Source organism: Taklimakanibacter deserti (assembly GCA_003574785.1).
Window position 1 is genome coordinate 94685 of the sequence record QORU01000014.1, and the last position, 15331, is coordinate 110015.

The window sequence follows — 15331 nt, forward strand, 5'->3', positions numbered from 1 at the left end:
GAGTGCTGGCGGTGCGCTGTTCCGTTGCCGGCACGGCGCCCGCAGGCACAGGTCGAAGGGTCGTTTGATGTCGCTGATCTACGAGGCGCGCTGGGTGCTGCTGGAAGGCGCGCTCAACACCATCGAGATAACGCTGGCGGCAGGAGCGCTCGCTTTCGTGCTGGCCTTCGCGGCAGGCCTCGCACGGCTTTCCCGGTTCGCCATCGTGCGCTGGATAGCGCTCATCTACATCGAGGTGTTCCGCGGCGTGGCGCTCCTGGTCCAGCTCTTCTGGATGTTTTTCGTGCTGCCCTTCTTCGATATCCATCTCGAGCCGATCACGACGGCCATTCTGGCGCTCGGCCTGTGCAGCGGCGCCTATGGCGCCGAGATCGTGCGTGGGGCCGTTGCTGCCGTGCCCAGGGGGCAACGCGAAGCGGCCTGCGCGCTCAACTATTCGAGACTCCAGACACTATGGTTGATTGTCGTCCCGCAGGCGATCCCGCTCATGCTGCCGCCTTTCGGCAATCTGATGATCGAGCTCCTCAAGGTGACGGCTCTCGTCTCGCTCATCACCGTGCATGACCTTTCGTTCCAGGCCTTGACCTTGCAGCAGACGACGATGCGCACGATGGAGCCCTTCACCGTGGTTCTGATCAGCTATTTCCTGATGGCGCTCGTGATCACCGGATTCTTCCGGCTTCTCGAGAGGTGGGCGAGCACGGGGCTCGACAGGGGAGGGCTGCGCTAATGCCCTTCGATATCGAATATGCGCGCGCGATTCTGCCGCTTCTCCTCAAGGCCTCGATCATCACGGTCGAAGCGACATTCCTCGCGATGTTCGTCGCGCTGATCGGCGGCTTGATCCTGGCTCTTGCCTTGCGGTCGCATCTGCGGCTGATTTCCTGGCCGATCTGGGCGGTGGCCCAGTTCATCCGTTCGACGCCGCTCCTGATTCAGATCTATTTCCTGTTCTTCGTGCTGCCGGATTTCGGCATCACGCTGCCCCCCTTCACGACGGGCGTGATCGCGCTTGGCATTCACTACAGTTGCTATATCGCCGAGGTTTACCGCGCCGGGCTCGAATCGGTGCCCAAGGGACAGTGGGAGGCGGCGGTGGCGCTCAACTACTCCAAGCCAAGGGCCATGGCGGAGATCATCCTGCCGCAGGCCTTGCCGCCAATGGTGCCTGTCCTCACCAACTATATGATCGTGATGTTCAAGGATACGCCGATCCTTGCATCGATAACCGTGATCGAACTGATGCAAACGGCCAACATCATCGCTTCGGAGAGATTCCTCTATGTCGAGCCCATGACGCTCGTCGGGTTGATCTTCCTGGCCATGAGCCTGATTGCCTCCGCCGGCGTGCGAATTCTTGAAGGGAGGCTCGCGCGATGAGTCCGATCGTCAAACTTACCGATGTGCACAAGAGCTTCGGTCCGCTGACCGTTCTCGATGGCCTCAATATGGAAGTGGCGCAAGGCGAGAAGGTAGCGCTGATCGGTCCGAGCGGTTCGGGCAAGTCGACCGTGCTGCGCACGATCATGACGCTTGAGCGCATCAATGGCGGGGAGATCGAGATCGATGGCGAGCCGCTCTGGCATATGAAAAAGGGCGACAGGCTGGTGCCGGCCAATGAAGCGCATCTGCGCAAGATGCGCTCTAAGGTCGGCATGGTCTTCCAGCAGTTCAACCTCTTCCCCCACTGGACGGTGCTGAAGAATGTCATGAACCCGGTCTGCTCCGTGCTCGGCCTCCCTGCCAAGGAAGCCAAAGCGCGGGCGGAGGAGCTCCTGGCGCTTGTCGGGCTCAAGGACAAGCATCACGAATATCCGGGCCGGCTCTCGGGCGGGCAGCAGCAACGTGTCGCAATCGCACGCGCGCTGGCGCTCCGGCCACGCATCATGCTGTTCGACGAGGTAACATCAGCGCTTGATCCTGAGCTTGTCGGTGAGGTGCTCAATGTCCTCAGAATGCTGGCCCACGAGCATGATCTGACGATGATCATGGTGACCCACCAGATGGGCTTTGCCCGCGAGATCGCCGATCGCGTGTTGTTTTTCGAGAACGGGCGCATCGCCGAGGCAGGCAAGCCTGAGAAAGTATTCACCCGGCCCGACAGCGAGCGCACACGCGCGTTCCTCAATGCCGTATTGCAGGGATAAGAACAGCATGAAGCCTGATCAAGCTGACGACGGCATGCCCGGACTGCAAGGTTTGGGCAGAACCGACTGGCTGTCACCAGCCACCGCTCTTTTGGCGCGTCAGACCAATGATCTCGTGCGGGAATTGGCGGCGCAAGAGATGGAGCCGGACCTCTCGGCTTCCGATTTCACCAAGCTGCTGATCGAAGCGGCGCAAAAGGCGGAGGCCGAGGCAAATGCTTGAGCTCGAGCTCTGTGACCTGGCGGCTTTGCTCGCGGCCGGCGATGTGAGCGCGCGGGACGCGACGCAAACTAGCCTTGACGCCCTCGAAACGACTGGGCGCAAGTTGAACTGCACTGTCGCGACATATCGCGATGAGGCGATGGAGGCGGCCGAAAGGGCCGACAAGGATCGCGCCCGCGGGGCGAGCCGCGGCCCCTTGCACGGTGTGCCGATGGCGCACAAGGATGCGTTCGATGTTGCGGGCCGCATCGTGGCGGCGGGCTCGAAAGTGAGAGCCAATTACCGCGCGATAGGCACGGCCAGCGCCATCAGCAAGCTGGAGCAGGCGGGGGCGATCAATCTCGGCAGCCTGCATATGTCGGAGCTCTGCCTCAGCCCGACCGGCTACAACGCGCATCTGGGCTATTGCCGCAACCCATGGAACACGGACTTCATCACCGGCGGATCATCGAGCGGCTCGGCCGCCGCGGTCGGCGGAAGACTTGTGCCGGCATCACTGGGCTCTGATACCGGCGGATCGGCCCGCGCGCCGGCCGGCGCCTGCGGCATCACCACCATCAAGCCGACTTATTCCCTCATTGCCAAGGATCGGGTCCTGCCGCTGGCCTCATCGCTCGATTGCATCAGCCCGATGGCGCACAGTGCGGCCGATTGCGCGCTGCTGCTCGATGTCATTGCCGGACCGGATGTGTCCGATCCGGTGACACTGCATGCGCCGCATGTGAATTATTCGGCGGCGATCAGGCGGCCATGGAAAGCGCCAATCATCGGTGTCCTTCCTCAATCCTTGCTCGCGCGTGTCGATGCCGAGATTCTGGCCATCCTTGAGCGCAGCCAGGCGGTCTTCAGAGATCTGGGGGCACGGATCGTCGAGGCCGACATCGACGCGTTCGAGCCTGTCAATGTGCTGAACCGCACCGTGCTGGTGGTCGAGGCTTCGACCCAGCACCGGCGCGAAGTGGCCGAGCGGCCCGAGGACTTCTCGCCTCATGTGCTGAGCCGGCTGCAGACCGGCCTGCATTTGCCCGCGACACGCTACGCTGAGGCATTGACGCTGCGCGGCAAGATCGCGAGACGCTTCGTCGAGCGGGCTTTCGCCAAAGCGGATCTGCTGCTTCTGCCCTGCATTCCGGTTCCCGTTCCTTCGATCGCTGAGGATAAGGAAGGCGAGGCCGGAACCGGCGCCAGCGACATCATGGACTTCACGCGCGCGATGAATTATCTGGGACTGCCCGCGGCCAGCATTCCGGCGGGCTTCACCGCCAGCGGCTTGCCGGCGAGCTTCCAGCTCATCGGTCGGCATTTTGCCGAAGCGGGCGTGCTCACGGCGGCTCACGCCTATCAACGCGTCACCGACTGGCACAAGCGACAGCCCTCGCTGGGCTAGATCAGCCGGAGAAATTTCTCGACCAGCGGCGATTGCCGGCGCGAATCCCACAAGACCCAGGCGGCAATCGTTGCCTTCGGCTGCTTGAGGGGGCGGATCGCGACATCCTTATGCGCAAGGTGGGCCAGCGCGCGCGGAATGATGGCAATCCCGACGCCCGCCGCGACCAGGCCGAGCATCGTCGTATTGGCATTGGCAAGCTGGCTGACGCGCGGCTCATAGCCGGCACTGCGGCACAGTTCGAGCACGATCTGCGGCAGCACGACGCCCATTTTGTCGCCATAGAAGACGAAGGGCTCGTCCGCTAATTGCTCGATCGAGATGACGCGGCGCTTGCCGAGCGCGTGATCGGCGCGCAGTGCCACGACCAGAGGCTCCTCGGTGATCAGCCGCGAGACAATGCCCGCCGGCAGGATCGGGGCGGTGATGCTGCGCACCACGGCGATGTCGGCGCGCTCCTCGGCAAGAGCGATGATCTGCTCGCGGCTTTCGAGCTCGTTGAGGATGAGGCTGACCCCGCTGTTCTTCTCGCGATAGGTCCGGATCGCCTTGGCGATTTCCGGAAGCAGCGGTGCCGAAGGGAAAAAGCCGATGCGCAATTCGCCCAATTCGCCGAGCTCGGCTTTCCGCGCAACTTCGGCCGCGTGCTCTGCCTGCGCGATCGCAGCGCGCGCCTCGGGCAGGAACAAGCGGCCGGCCTGGGTCAGCGCGACGCGCTTGTTGGTGCGCTCGAAGAGTTCGGTGCCGAGCTCCAGTTCGAGAAGCCTTATCTGCTGGCTGAGCGGCGGCTGCGAAATATTCAGGCGCTCCGCCGCGCGGCGGAAATGCAGTTCCTCGGCGACGGCCACGAAATAACGGAAATGACGAAGTTCCATATGCAGAACATATCATAGCGGTCGTAACATGTATTGTACAATATCAATGGGGTGAAGCACTCTCGGGAGCATCAGAGCCTTCCCGGAGATTTGCGATGCTCGACAGCCCGACCAAAACCTTCGACCCGATCTCGCTCGAGATCTACTGGAGCCGGCTGATCTCGATCGCTGACGAGGCCGCGACCAGTCTGGTCCGGACGGCCTTCTCCACCATCGTGCGCGAGTCGAACGACTACGCAACCGTCATCATGGACCGCAATGGCGACAGCATCTGCGAGAACACCGGCGGCATCGCGTCCTTCTCTTGCATCCTCCCGCGCACCACCAAGGCGTTCCTCGAAAAATATCCGATCGAGACATGGCGCCCTGGCGATGCCGCCATCACCAACGATCCGTGGCTGGCGACCGGCCATTTGCCTGATTTCACCGTCGTCTCGCCGATCTTCCATGACGGGCGGCTCGTCGGCTTCGCCGGATCGATCGCGCATTCCCCGGATGTCGGCGGCGCGCTGTGGTCGGCCGATTGCCACGAGATCTTCGAGGAAGGGATCCGCATCCTGCCGAGCCGGTTGCTGCGCGCCGGCGAATGGAACGAGACGCTGCTTGATGTGCTTCTCGGCAATGTTCGCGTGCCCGACCAGGTGTTCGGTGATCTCGGCGCCCAAGTCGTCGCCAATGACGTGGCGGCGCGGCGTGTGGTCGAGTTCCTGAAAGACACGAAGCTCCCTGACCTTCAGGCGCTTGCAGCGATCCTGCATGAGCGCGCGGACACCGCGATGCGGCGCGCCATTGCCGTGGTGCCCGACGGCATCTATCGCGCGACACTGGAAGCAGATGGCTTCGATGACAACATCACCCGCATCGTTTGTGCCGTGACGGTCGCCGGCGAACGCATGCATATCGACTATGCGGGCACCTCGCCGCAGCTCAATCGCGGCATCAATTGCGTGATGAAATACACGCATGCCTATTCCGTCTATCCGATCAAATGCGCGCTCGATCCGCTGTCGCCGCGCAATGAAGGATCGTATCAGGCGATCACGGTGGCCGCACCCGAACGCTCGATCCTCAACCCGGTCTTTCCGGCGCCCTGCAGCGCCCGCCAGCTCACCGGACATCTGCTGGCGGGCGTCATCTATCAGGCACTGGCCGATGTATTGCCCGACAAAGTGATCGCCGAGAGTGGTGGTGCGCCGACCATGCGCGCGTTGTTCAGCGGCGTGCGCCGCGACGGGTCGCCCTTCTCGCAAGTGCTGTTCGCGAGCGGCGGCATGGGCGCGACACCGGTGAAGGATGGTCTCTCGACGACGGCTTTCCCCACCAATGTCGGCGCGGGCAGCATCGAGGCCTATGAAAGCGTGGCGCCCCTGCTCGTATGGAAGAAGCAGTTCCTGACCGACAGCGGCGGCGCCGGGAAGTACCGCGGCGGGCTCGGCCAGGAGGTCGAGATCGAATTGCGCACACCGGGCGCCGCCCGGCTCTCGCTGCTCTCCGACCGGCACGACCATCCTGCCTCCGGGATGCTGGGCGGTCTTGCCGGTGCGCCCTCGCTGATCGTCTTCGAGGACGGCACGAAACCTCATCCCAAGTCGCGCAGCATCGTTCAGTCCGGCCGTCGTGTTCTGCTCCATTATGCCGGGGGAGGCGGCTATGGCGATCCGAAGACGCGTGACCGCGATGCGGTGCGGGCGGACATCGCCGATGGCTACATATCGCAAGCAGCGGCACGCCAGCTTTACGGGATGGAGTGACGAATATGGCCAAAGAAGTACGTTCCACGCGCATTGGCGTTGATGTCGGGGGCACTTTCACCGACCTCGTGCTGCATGATCCGGTGCGCAAGCTGGCACTCACCGGCAAGCTCCTCACCACGCCGGAAGATCCGAGCGTCGCCATTGTCAGCGGTATTACCCGCGTCCTGGGTGAGGCGGGCCTCATGCCCGCCGACCTGCACAGCGTGGTGCATGGCACGACCCTGGTGACGAACACGATCATCGAGCGGACCGGAGCAACGGTCGGCTTGATCACGACGCAAGGCTTCCGCGATACGATCGAGATCGGCCGCGAGACGCGTTATGACCTCTATGATCTGTTCCTCGAGCGCCCACCAGTGATCGTGCCGCGCTCGCGCCGGCTCGAAGTGGCAGAGCGGGTGAGCGTCGACGGCGCAGTCCTGGTCAAGCTCGACGAGCATGCGGTTGCCGATGCCTCGCGCCGGCTGGTCGAAGAGGGAGGCGCCGAGGCGCTCGCCATTTCCTTCATGCACTCCTATGGCTCGCCGGCGCATGAGCGGCGCGCGGCCGAGATCGTGCGCAATCTCTACCCCTCGCTGCCGCTCAGCCTGTCATCGGAAGTGGCGCCCGAGATCCGCGAATTCGAGCGGACGACGACCGCCTGCGCCAATGCTTATGTGCAGCCCTTGATGCATCGCTATATCGACAAGCTCGAAGCCAAGCTCGAGTCGCTGGGCTTTGCCGGCCGGCTCTATATCATGCTGTCGAGCGGCGGCATCACGACACCGCGCGACGCTAGGGACTTTCCGATCCGGCTGATCGAGTCGGGTCCGGCGGCGGGGGCGATGGCGGCGTCATTCATCGCGAAGACCGCGGGCATCGACAGGGTGATCTCCTTCGACATGGGCGGCACGACCGCTAAGATCTGTCTCGTCGAGGACGGGAGGCCCGATCACAAATTTGACTTCGAGGCTGGCCGCGTGCGCCGTTTCCAGAAGGGCTCCGGCATGCCGCTCAAGGTCTCGGTCGTCGACATGATCGAGATCGGCGCGGGTGGCGGCAGCCTTGCCCGCATCGATCCAGCCTCGCGGCTCCTGAAAGTCGGGCCGCGCAGCGCCGGCTCGGTGCCAGGTCCCGTCTGCTATGGCAGAGGCGGCGAGCAGCCCACGGTCACCGATGCGGATCTGGTGCTCGGCCGGCTTGATCCCGACTATTTCCTGGGGGGCGAGCTTTCACTCGACGTCGCTCGCGTGCGCAAGGCCTTCGCCGGGAAGATCTCGGCGGCGATCGGCATTGGCGAAGAGGAATCGGCGCTCGGCGTCCAGCGTATCGTCGATGAGATGATGGCGGCAGCAACCCGCATGCATCTGGCCGAGAAGGGCAAGGACCCGCGCGAATATACGCTCATTGCTTTTGGCGGAGCTGGGCCGGTCCATGCCTTCAATCTTGCGAGGCTTCTCAAAGTGAAGAAGATCGTCGTGCCGCTTGGTGCCGGCGTCGCCTCAGCCCTTGGCTTCCTGGTGGCCCCGCCCGCGACCGATATGGTGCGCTCGCATGTGGCTCGGCTCGACCGTGTCGACTGGGCGGTGGTCAACGCTCACTTTGCGGAAATGAAGGCCGAGGGTCTGCGGCTCCTCACCGAGGCTGGCGCCGAGCCTGAGACCATCTCCTTCCGGCCGACGGCTGAGATGCGGCATACGGGGCAAGGTTTTGAGATCTCGCTCGACCTGCCGTCACTCGTTCTCTCTGATGCCGATCTCGACGTCATCCGGGCCAACTTCTTCGAAAGTTACCGGATGCAGTTTGGCCGCGCGCTCGAGAACAATCCGATCGAAGCAGTGAATTGGCGCCTGTCCTGCACGGCGCCAAGCATCGACATCGACATCAGCGAGGGCCACAAGCAAACGAAGGCGAGCCTCACCGCCGCACGCCGTGAGACGCGAAAAGTGCTATTCGAGGGGGAAGGATGGAAAGACTGCGCGGTCTATGATCGCTATTTGCTTCCCCCCGGGACAGCCTTCGCCGGTCCGGCTCTCGTCGAAGAGCGCGAGTCGACTTGCGTCATTGGGCCCGATGCGCAGGCCCGGATCGATGCCTCATTCAATCTCGTGATCGAAATGGATTGAGGGGGCTGCGTATCGGGCGGGCTTGGTGAAAGGTTGAACATGACCAAGGATGGAACGCTTCCTTTCTATCTCGTCGATGTTTTTGCGGTCGAACCGCTGACGGGCAATCCGCTTTCGGTTGTTGATGGCGGAGCGGACTTGCCCCTGGAAGTCTTCCGGCGCATCGCGCGGGAATTCAACCAGTCGGAAACCACCTTCGTGCTTCCACCCACGCGGCCAGGTGCAGATTGGCGGTTGCGCTCCTTCTCGACAGAGGGAGTTGAGGTGTTCGGCGCCGGCGGACACAACACGCTTGGCGCATGGTGGTGGCTGGCGGAGTCGGGCAGGTTGACGCTCTCAGAGGGCGGGACAGGTTTCCATCAGGAGATCGGCGATCGCGTTCTGCCACTGTCGATATCGGCAGCCGGCGGAAAGCCCGAGAACATCATCATGGACCAGGAAGCCGCTGTCGCACACAAGCGGCTCGAGAATGTCGAAGCCCTGGCAGCCGCACTGGGTCTCGCCGCAGAGGATATTGTTCAGGCGAAGGTCCCGGCCCAGGTTGTCTCGACCGGGGCGGAGCATTTATTGGTGCCGATCAGAGATCGCGAGACAGTCGATCGCATCAAGCCGGACACGAAAGCCCTGCTCTCGGTGCTCCAGAGCGTGGCCGGTGAGGGCTGCTATGTGTTCAGCCTGGACACCCGGCTGGCGGACACAACCGCCTATGCGCGGTTCTTCAATCCGACGATTGGCATCCTCGAGGATCCAGCCACGGGCACGGCAGCGGGTCCGTTGGCCTATCACCTCGTTTCTCATGGTCTCGCACGTCCTGGGAAAATCAGGATAGAGCAAGGCACTGCCATGGGTCGCCCCAGCATCATTCAGGCCGACATTCACGGCAGCTCGGTCAAGATCCACGGTCGTGGTGTCATATCTGCCAGTGGCAAGCTGCGGTTCAGGACGAAATAGCCGGAGGAAGCATGAACGATCGCGATACTGACATTGTTGTCGTCGGAGCCGGCAACGCCGCTCTTTGTGCCGCCCTTGCCGCGCGCGAGAAGGGCGCCCATGTCATAATGCTCGAAAGCGCGCCGGAAGCCGAAAGCGGCGGCAACACACGGTTCACCGCCGGAGCAATGCGGGTCGTCTATAACGGCGTCGATGATCTCTCCCAGCTGATGCCGGATCTTTCGCAAGCGGAGAAGGACCGCACGGACTTCGGTAGCTACAGTGCCGGCGACTTCTACGATGATATGGCGCGGGTGACGCAGTACCGTACGAGTCTTGAGCTTTCCGACCTGGTGGTGAGTCGCAGCTTTCCAACCTTGTTGTGGATGCGTGAGAAGGGTGTTCGTTTCGCGCCGATCTACGGCCGCCAGGCCTTCAAAGTCGATGGCAGGTTCAAGTTCTGGGGCGGATTGACGGTCGAAGCCTGGGGTGGCGGTCCGGGTCTGGTCTCTGCCTTGACTCAAGCCTGCCGGCTGGCCGGGATCGAGATCCTCTATGATTGTCGCGCGGAGCGGTTGTTGCGCACCGGTGACTCGGTAACCGGCGTTGTTGTCCGCGCCATGGGCAGAGTGGTGACCATAGCGGCAAAAGCCGTGGTGCTCGCCTCCGGTGGATTTGAGGCCAATCCCGAATGGCGCACGCGCTATCTGGGGCCGGGCTGGGATCTCGCCAAGGTGCGCGGCACGCGATTCAACCAGGGCGATGGCTTGCGCATGGCGCTCGACATCGGTGCGGCGGCGTGTGGCAACTGGTCAGGCTGCCATGCGGTAGGCTGGGAGCGCAACGCGCCCGATTATGGCGATCTTGCCGTTGGGGACAATTTTCAGAAGCACAGCTACCCGTTCGGCATCATGATCAATGCGCGCGGCCGCCGCTTCGTCGATGAGGGTGCCGATTTTCGCAACTATACCTACGCCAAATATGGCCGCGTCATCCTCGAGCAGCCCGAGCAATTCGCCTGGCAGATATTCGACAGCAAGGTGACGCATCTCCTGCGCGATGAATATCGGATCAAGCAGGTGACGAAAGTGACTGCTGACACAATTGAGGAACTGGTTCGTAAGCTTGGCGACGTCGATCAGGAGCAAGCTCTTCGGGAGATCCGCGCCTATAATGATGCCGTCGATACAGCGACCCCGTTCAATCCCAACGTGAAAGATGGACGCGCCGCCAGAGAATTGGATGTTCCCAAGTCGAACTGGGCCAATCGGCTCGATACACCACCATACGAAGCCTATGCCGTCACCTGTGGGATCACTTTCACTTTCGGCGGCTTGTCGATCGACAGCCATGCGCGGGTTCTCGACGTCGGCGGCAAACCCATACTTGGTCTCTTTGCGGCGGGCGAGCTGGTTGGGGGCATTTTCTATTTCAACTATCCGGGCGGGACTGGCCTGACATCAGGCGCTGTCTTCGGACGCATAGCGGGCGCTTCGGCGGGTTCGTTGATCGCTGGCGTCGATATCGAAACGGCGGCCTGAACGATGACGTACCCGCATTTGCCCGCCTTTTCCAATTGAGAGGGTAAGGCAGGCAGGCTAAAACGCTCCGCATGTTAGGAACAATTGAAACGGAAGCGAAGACGCCGCTTCCCGGGCACCGGTTTTCCGTGGCCCCCATGATGGATGGGCACGACAATCAAAAGAAATCAATGAGTTAGAGATCGTCGTGTGCGCAGCGTGTGCAGTAACAGACAGTGCACTACGTGAAGCGGAGTGATCTTCTCAAAGTGACCAACTCCAATGTCACGCAGAGCTTGCTATGAAGGCAACGAGCAGACACGCAGCGAAGCGCCAATCCGACAATCAGGCGGGTCTGTCGCCGCGAGTTGGGACTGCCGGACGAGAAATCAAGCAAAGTCTACAAGTGATTTTTCTCAAGGTAAGGTCGTGAACTCGACTCGATAACTCAACCGTGATCAGTGGGCTACCTTGCGTTTCTAGCCAGAAATCGCGGTCCCCAATCTCCACGGTGATCGGTATCCGAATTGCTCGGTCCAAGAACACCTATGGCCGCTGTAACATCTGCTGTTGCCAAAGCGTATGTGCTGCATAAGTTATTAAGAGGTCATATTGGGATGTTCCACACTCGCAGAAACATGTTAGCGATGATGGCCGCGGCTGTTGCAGCAGGCAGCGGAGCCGCTGCAACTCCGGAGCAGCCGATCAGAGCGGTTGCGTTTGACGGTCTTGCCATCCTTGATCCGCGCCCGGCTCTTGTCTTGGCCAAACAATTGCATCCACAAGCAGGGGACGCGTTCGTCAGCATCTTTCAATCCCGCCTTTTCGAGTATCAGTGGTTGCGTGCGCTCGGCGCGCACTACAAGGACTTCCTGTCCATTGTCGACGACGCCCACATATTTGCTGCTGCGCAAACCGGAGATGTGGCAAGCAAAGATGCGCTCAAGCTGTTGCGGGGCGCCTTCCTGAACCTCAAGGCTTGGCCCGATTCAGCGGCAGCGCTGAAGGCCCTCAAGGCGAGAGGATACCGCATTGGTTTGTTGTCGAACATGACTGCCAGTATGCTTGAAGCCGGGCTGGTGAATTCAGATCTGACGAATGTTTTCGATCACGTGCTGAGCACCGATGCTATCAGGTCATTTAAGCCGGATCCGAACGCTTATCGGCTTGGTGTTGAAGCCTTCCGCCTCCCAAAGGAGCAAATCGCCTTTGTGGCTTTTGCCGGATGGGATGCTGCAGGTGCCTCGTGGTTCGGATATCCGACGATTTGGGTTAATCGACTAGGCGGCGCGCTGGAACAGCTTGATGGGGAGAAGGTAATCGTGAGCCGGAACCTCACCGATCTCGATCAATGGATGACGGGGCGCAGCTGAACCATAGCTGCCTCCACTCGAGCCTCACGAATTGACCGAGGCCACACGCCGAGTCCGCGGACACATGATACGCGCCTGTTACAGGTTACCAGTAGACATCTCATTGCGTTCGGAAATCTGATCATCTGGTGGCCCCCCAAATTCGGCCATGGCAAAAGAGATGAAACTGCGCAGGCGGGGAGTCATGCGCTGATCGCGATAGTAAAGTAATGACATGCGACGTTGGCGCAGGCTCCAGTCGGGCAAGAGCTGTACAAGCTTGCCTGACTGGACATCCGGGGCGAGTAGAACAACCGGCTGCATGACAACGCCCAGTCCGGCAAGGGCTGCGGCTCTTACGGCCTGGCCGCTGTTGACGCTGGTGATCTGGAGAGGTGTGACTTCCACCGTCTCATTGCCTCTCGACAGCTTCCAGGGCGACCTCGCGGCGGGTGTAAAAGCAACGATCTCGTGATGCGAGAGCCCAGTCGGATGGTCCACTGCGCCGTTGCGCGCCAGATATTCCGGGGCCGCGCAGATCATCATTCCATAGGGAGCAAGTCGGCGCGCGATCAGGCGGTTGTCGGGCAGCGTTCCGATTCGAAAGGCGACATCAATTCCTTCTTCGATCAGGTCTACGTTGCGATCGGTCAGAATGATGTCTAGCTTTACCTTAGGGGCGAGTTCACGATAGCGGCCCAAAGCCGGAACCAGAACCTCGGTCCCAAACGTCATCGGTGCGGTGATTCGCAACTGGCCTCTCGCGTCGATTTGCGAAACTTGCGCTTCCTGTTCAGCGACGGCCACGCGGTCCAATATGTCGCGGCATTGCTCGAAATAGCTCGATCCGAAATCCGTCAGGCTCTGCCGACGCGTCGTCCGGTTCAGCAAACGCGTGCCTAACCGCTCCTCCAATGCGGCTATGTGCTGTCCGACCATGGCTGGCGAGATGCCAAGTTTGCTGGCAGCGGCGCTCATTGAACGCGCCTGTGCCGTCGAAACAAAGACCTGCATGGAGCGGAAGAGGTTCATTCAATAGAGTTTCTTTAGAAAGATCCATATATCTCCCCCATTATCATGGAAATGCCATTGATTACAGTAGCTGCCGCCTTGAGAAGGAGTGCGGCATGGCGCGATCACGATTTACGGGGAAAACGGTTCTCATCACCGGTGCCGGCACCGGGATTGGACGGGCCGCCGCCCTGCGCTTGGCTGAAGAGGAGGCGAAACTCGTCCTGGTAGGGCGACGGCAATATCCGCTCGATCAACTGGTATCGGACATCAGGGCCGCCGGCGGCTCGGCCATCTCAATTGCCTGTGACATCTCGCAGGAGAGCGCGGTTTCCCGCGCCATGGCGGAAGCCGTCGCACATTTCGGGCATTTGCATGCGCTCTTTGCCAATGCCGGTGCATTGGGAGAGTTCAAGTCACTCGCCGATGCCGAAGTGGAGGATTTCGATTCTCTGATCGCCACGAACCTGCGTGGCACCTTTTTGACAATCAAACACAGCCTGCCCGTTCTGGAAGGGGGCGCAATCCTCATCAATGCCTCGTGGACTGCAAATGCCGTGATGCCAGGGGCCGGTGCCTATGCCGGCACAAAGGGGGCGTTACTGGCCATGATGCGCACCTTGGCGGTGGAGCAGGGGCCTCGCAAGATTCGGGTGAATGCTATCAATCCTGGCATTATCCTCACGCCAATGGCCGATGCGGCACTGAGCCCGGAATTGGCCGCCCGTCTTGCCGCGCATACCGCATTGCGCCGCAATGGTACGCCCGAGGATGTGGCGGGCACGGTCGCCTGGCTTCTGTCGGACGATGCCGCCTTCGTGACCGGCCAGGAAATCACGGTGGACGGCGGTTATACGATCGGAGGCCTGCGACTCTGAGAAAGGGTGAGCGACTCCGATCATGCCGCCCATTTATGAAATCGAACGGTTTTAGGCATTTCATACGTTCCCGACAGTGAGCGAAGTTGTGCTCGGTGGGAATGAAATTTCCCCATTGCCGATGTGAAAGCAATTTCCGAGGGCCTGAGGAGCGTGGGACTGACAGTTGCCATTCAGATGGACCCCGTTGGATCGATCAACTTCGATACCGATTCAACTCTCATGCTCGGCCTGGAAGCCCTTTCTCGCGGCTATACGCTTTATTACTTCAATCCGAATTCGCTCAGCTTGGCCGACGGCAAGGTCGTCGCTCAATCGCAGCGGCTTGAGCTGCGTCCAGTAAAGGGAGATCATTTTCGCCTCGGCCCGAGCGAGCGTCTGTCGCTGGATCGATGCCAGGTCGTATTGGTACGTCAGGATCCTCCTTTCGACCTGGCCTATATCACCGCGACGTACCTGCTCGAGCGCCTGCCGCCGACAACCGTGGTCGTCAATAACCCTACTCAAATCCGCAACTCACCGGAAAAGCTCATGGTGACACAATTCCGGGACTTGGTGCCGCCGACATTGATTTCATCGACTGTCGAGGAAATTGCCACATTCCGTCAACAGCACGGCGCGGTTGTCATCAAGCCGCTCTATGGGTTTGGTGGCTTTGGAGTCGTGCACCTGGAGCCGGATGATCGGAATTTACCGGCCATATTGGAATTGCACGCCGCGCGCGGCCGCGAACCGCTCGTGATCCAGAAATACATTGCGGATGTGCGTACCGGGGACAAGCGGATCATCCTGGTCAATGGCAAGCCGATCGGCGCAGTCCTGAGACAACCGGCCGAGCATGAAACCCGCGCAAATTTCCATGCCGGGGGACGGCCCGTCAAATCCGACTTGACCAGCCGCGATAAGGAAATCTGCGCGGTGATCGGCCCGATCCTGGTCGATCGCGGACTGCTCCTGGCCGGAATTGATGTGATTGGCGGCTATCTGATCGAGATCAACGTGACGTGTCCCACTGGCATTCAGGAAATCAACCGGCTCAACGATGCTCGGTTGGAGGCGATTGTATGGGATGCCATCGACGCCGAGGTCGAGCGTGTTGGACGGGCTGGCTGACTGCGAAGCGCAGCGCGGGGCGGGACGGGACGGCGC

14 protein-coding genes are annotated in these 15331 nt (G+C 61.2%); 12 read left to right on the forward strand and 2 right to left on the reverse strand.

Annotation, left to right across the window (positions count from 1 at the left end):
* Positions 1 to 67: 67 nt before the first annotated feature.
* Genes ehuC through DS839_RS26845 form a run of 5 tightly spaced genes read left to right on the forward strand, consistent with a single transcriptional unit; the run spans position 68 to position 3757 of the window.
* The gene (ehuC, locus tag DS839_RS26825) at positions 68 to 730 is read left to right on the forward strand and encodes an ectoine/hydroxyectoine ABC transporter permease subunit EhuC (protein ID WP_119273578.1); all 663 of its coding nucleotides are present in this window, start codon (positions 68 to 70) and stop codon (positions 728 to 730) included.
* Complete coding sequence (gene ehuD, locus DS839_RS26830; protein ID WP_119273579.1) at positions 730 to 1380, forward strand: ectoine/hydroxyectoine ABC transporter permease subunit EhuD; 651 nt, start codon at positions 730 to 732, stop codon at positions 1378 to 1380. The genes ehuC and ehuD overlap by 1 nt, the downstream gene beginning before the upstream one ends.
* The gene (gene ehuA / locus DS839_RS26835) at positions 1377 to 2147 is read left to right on the forward strand and encodes an ectoine/hydroxyectoine ABC transporter ATP-binding protein EhuA (RefSeq protein ID WP_119273580.1); all 771 of its coding nucleotides are present in this window, start codon (positions 1377 to 1379) and stop codon (positions 2145 to 2147) included. Before ehuD ends, ehuA begins: the two co-directional genes overlap by 4 nt.
* A 7-nt stretch (positions 2148 to 2154) precedes the next feature.
* On the forward strand, positions 2155 to 2370 hold the full coding sequence (locus tag DS839_RS26840) for a hypothetical protein (protein WP_119273581.1): 216 nt from the start codon (positions 2155 to 2157) through the stop codon (positions 2368 to 2370).
* A complete protein-coding gene (locus DS839_RS26845) occupies positions 2363 to 3757 on the forward strand; it encodes an amidase (RefSeq protein WP_119273582.1) in 1395 nt (464 codons plus the stop codon). The genes DS839_RS26840 and DS839_RS26845 overlap by 8 nt, the downstream gene beginning before the upstream one ends.
* Here the strand turns inward: DS839_RS26845 and DS839_RS26850 are convergent.
* Positions 3754 to 4632 carry a LysR family transcriptional regulator gene (locus DS839_RS26850; protein ID WP_119273583.1) on the reverse strand — a complete coding sequence of 293 codons (879 nt, stop codon included), beginning with the start codon at positions 4630 to 4632 and terminating at the stop codon, positions 3754 to 3756. The two genes, DS839_RS26845 and DS839_RS26850, sit on opposite strands and share 4 nt — an antisense overlap.
* 95 nt (positions 4633 to 4727) lie before the next feature.
* Between DS839_RS26850 and DS839_RS26855 the strand changes: the two genes are divergently transcribed.
* From DS839_RS26855 to DS839_RS26875, 5 genes are all read left to right on the forward strand, one after another.
* On the forward strand, positions 4728 to 6383 hold the full coding sequence (locus DS839_RS26855) for a hydantoinase B/oxoprolinase family protein (protein WP_119273584.1): 1656 nt from the start codon (positions 4728 to 4730) through the stop codon (positions 6381 to 6383).
* 5 nt (positions 6384 to 6388) lie between these two features.
* Positions 6389 to 8491 (forward strand): hydantoinase/oxoprolinase family protein, encoded by a 2103-nt coding sequence (locus DS839_RS26860; protein WP_119273585.1) that lies wholly within the window; start codon positions 6389 to 6391, stop codon positions 8489 to 8491.
* 39 nt (positions 8492 to 8530) lie between these two features.
* Positions 8531 to 9442 carry a PhzF family phenazine biosynthesis protein gene (locus DS839_RS26865; RefSeq protein ID WP_119273586.1) on the forward strand — a complete coding sequence of 304 codons (912 nt, stop codon included), beginning with the start codon at positions 8531 to 8533 and terminating at the stop codon, positions 9440 to 9442.
* Between the two features lie 11 nt (positions 9443 to 9453).
* Entirely contained in the window at positions 9454 to 10962 is a 1509-nt protein-coding gene (gene tcuA / locus DS839_RS26870) for an FAD-dependent tricarballylate dehydrogenase TcuA (protein WP_119273587.1), read from the forward strand.
* A 527-nt stretch (positions 10963 to 11489) separates the two neighbouring features.
* Positions 11490 to 12314, forward strand: coding sequence for a haloacid dehalogenase type II (locus tag DS839_RS26875; RefSeq protein ID WP_119273588.1), 825 nt, complete (start codon positions 11490 to 11492; stop codon positions 12312 to 12314).
* A 78-nt stretch (positions 12315 to 12392) separates the two neighbouring features.
* Here DS839_RS26875 and DS839_RS26880 read toward each other — a convergent pair whose 3' ends face one another.
* On the reverse strand, positions 12393 to 13325 hold the full coding sequence (locus DS839_RS26880; RefSeq protein ID WP_119273589.1) for a LysR family transcriptional regulator: 933 nt from the start codon (positions 13323 to 13325) through the stop codon (positions 12393 to 12395).
* A 95-nt stretch (positions 13326 to 13420) separates the two neighbouring features.
* On the opposite strand from DS839_RS26880, the gene DS839_RS26885 reads away from it, so the two are divergent.
* Together DS839_RS26885 and gshB are read left to right on the forward strand one after the other, a co-directional pair.
* Complete coding sequence (locus DS839_RS26885; protein ID WP_119273590.1) at positions 13421 to 14182, forward strand: SDR family NAD(P)-dependent oxidoreductase; 762 nt, start codon at positions 13421 to 13423, stop codon at positions 14180 to 14182.
* Between the two features lie 153 nt (positions 14183 to 14335).
* A complete protein-coding gene (gshB, locus tag DS839_RS26890) occupies positions 14336 to 15295 on the forward strand; it encodes a glutathione synthase (RefSeq protein ID WP_119273591.1) in 960 nt (319 codons plus the stop codon).
* Positions 15296 to 15331: the final 36 nt, after the last annotated feature.

What these genes read in the sequence shown, in the direction of transcription:
- ehuC (WP_119273578.1), top strand. Translation starts at nt 68, where the DNA reads ATGTCGCTGATCTACGAGGCGCGCTGGGTGCTGCTGGAAGGCGCGCTC.
- ehuD (WP_119273579.1), top strand. Translation starts at nt 730, where the DNA reads ATGCCCTTCGATATCGAATATGCGCGCGCGATTCTGCCGCTTCTCCTC.
- ehuA (WP_119273580.1), top strand. Translation starts at nt 1,377, where the DNA reads ATGAGTCCGATCGTCAAACTTACCGATGTGCACAAGAGCTTCGGTCCG.
- DS839_RS26840 (WP_119273581.1), top strand. Translation starts at nt 2,155, where the DNA reads ATGAAGCCTGATCAAGCTGACGACGGCATGCCCGGACTGCAAGGTTTG.
- DS839_RS26845 (WP_119273582.1), top strand. Translation starts at nt 2,363, where the DNA reads ATGCTTGAGCTCGAGCTCTGTGACCTGGCGGCTTTGCTCGCGGCCGGC.
- DS839_RS26850 (WP_119273583.1), bottom strand. Translation starts at nt 4,632, where the DNA reads ATGGAACTTCGTCATTTCCGTTATTTCGTGGCCGTCGCCGAGGAACTG.
- DS839_RS26855 (WP_119273584.1), top strand. Translation starts at nt 4,728, where the DNA reads ATGCTCGACAGCCCGACCAAAACCTTCGACCCGATCTCGCTCGAGATC.
- DS839_RS26860 (WP_119273585.1), top strand. Translation starts at nt 6,389, where the DNA reads ATGGCCAAAGAAGTACGTTCCACGCGCATTGGCGTTGATGTCGGGGGC.
- DS839_RS26865 (WP_119273586.1), top strand. Translation starts at nt 8,531, where the DNA reads ATGACCAAGGATGGAACGCTTCCTTTCTATCTCGTCGATGTTTTTGCG.
- tcuA (WP_119273587.1), top strand. Translation starts at nt 9,454, where the DNA reads ATGAACGATCGCGATACTGACATTGTTGTCGTCGGAGCCGGCAACGCC.
- DS839_RS26875 (WP_119273588.1), top strand. Translation starts at nt 11,490, where the DNA reads ATGGCCGCTGTAACATCTGCTGTTGCCAAAGCGTATGTGCTGCATAAG.
- DS839_RS26880 (WP_119273589.1), bottom strand. Translation starts at nt 13,325, where the DNA reads ATGAACCTCTTCCGCTCCATGCAGGTCTTTGTTTCGACGGCACAGGCG.
- DS839_RS26885 (WP_119273590.1), top strand. Translation starts at nt 13,421, where the DNA reads ATGGCGCGATCACGATTTACGGGGAAAACGGTTCTCATCACCGGTGCC.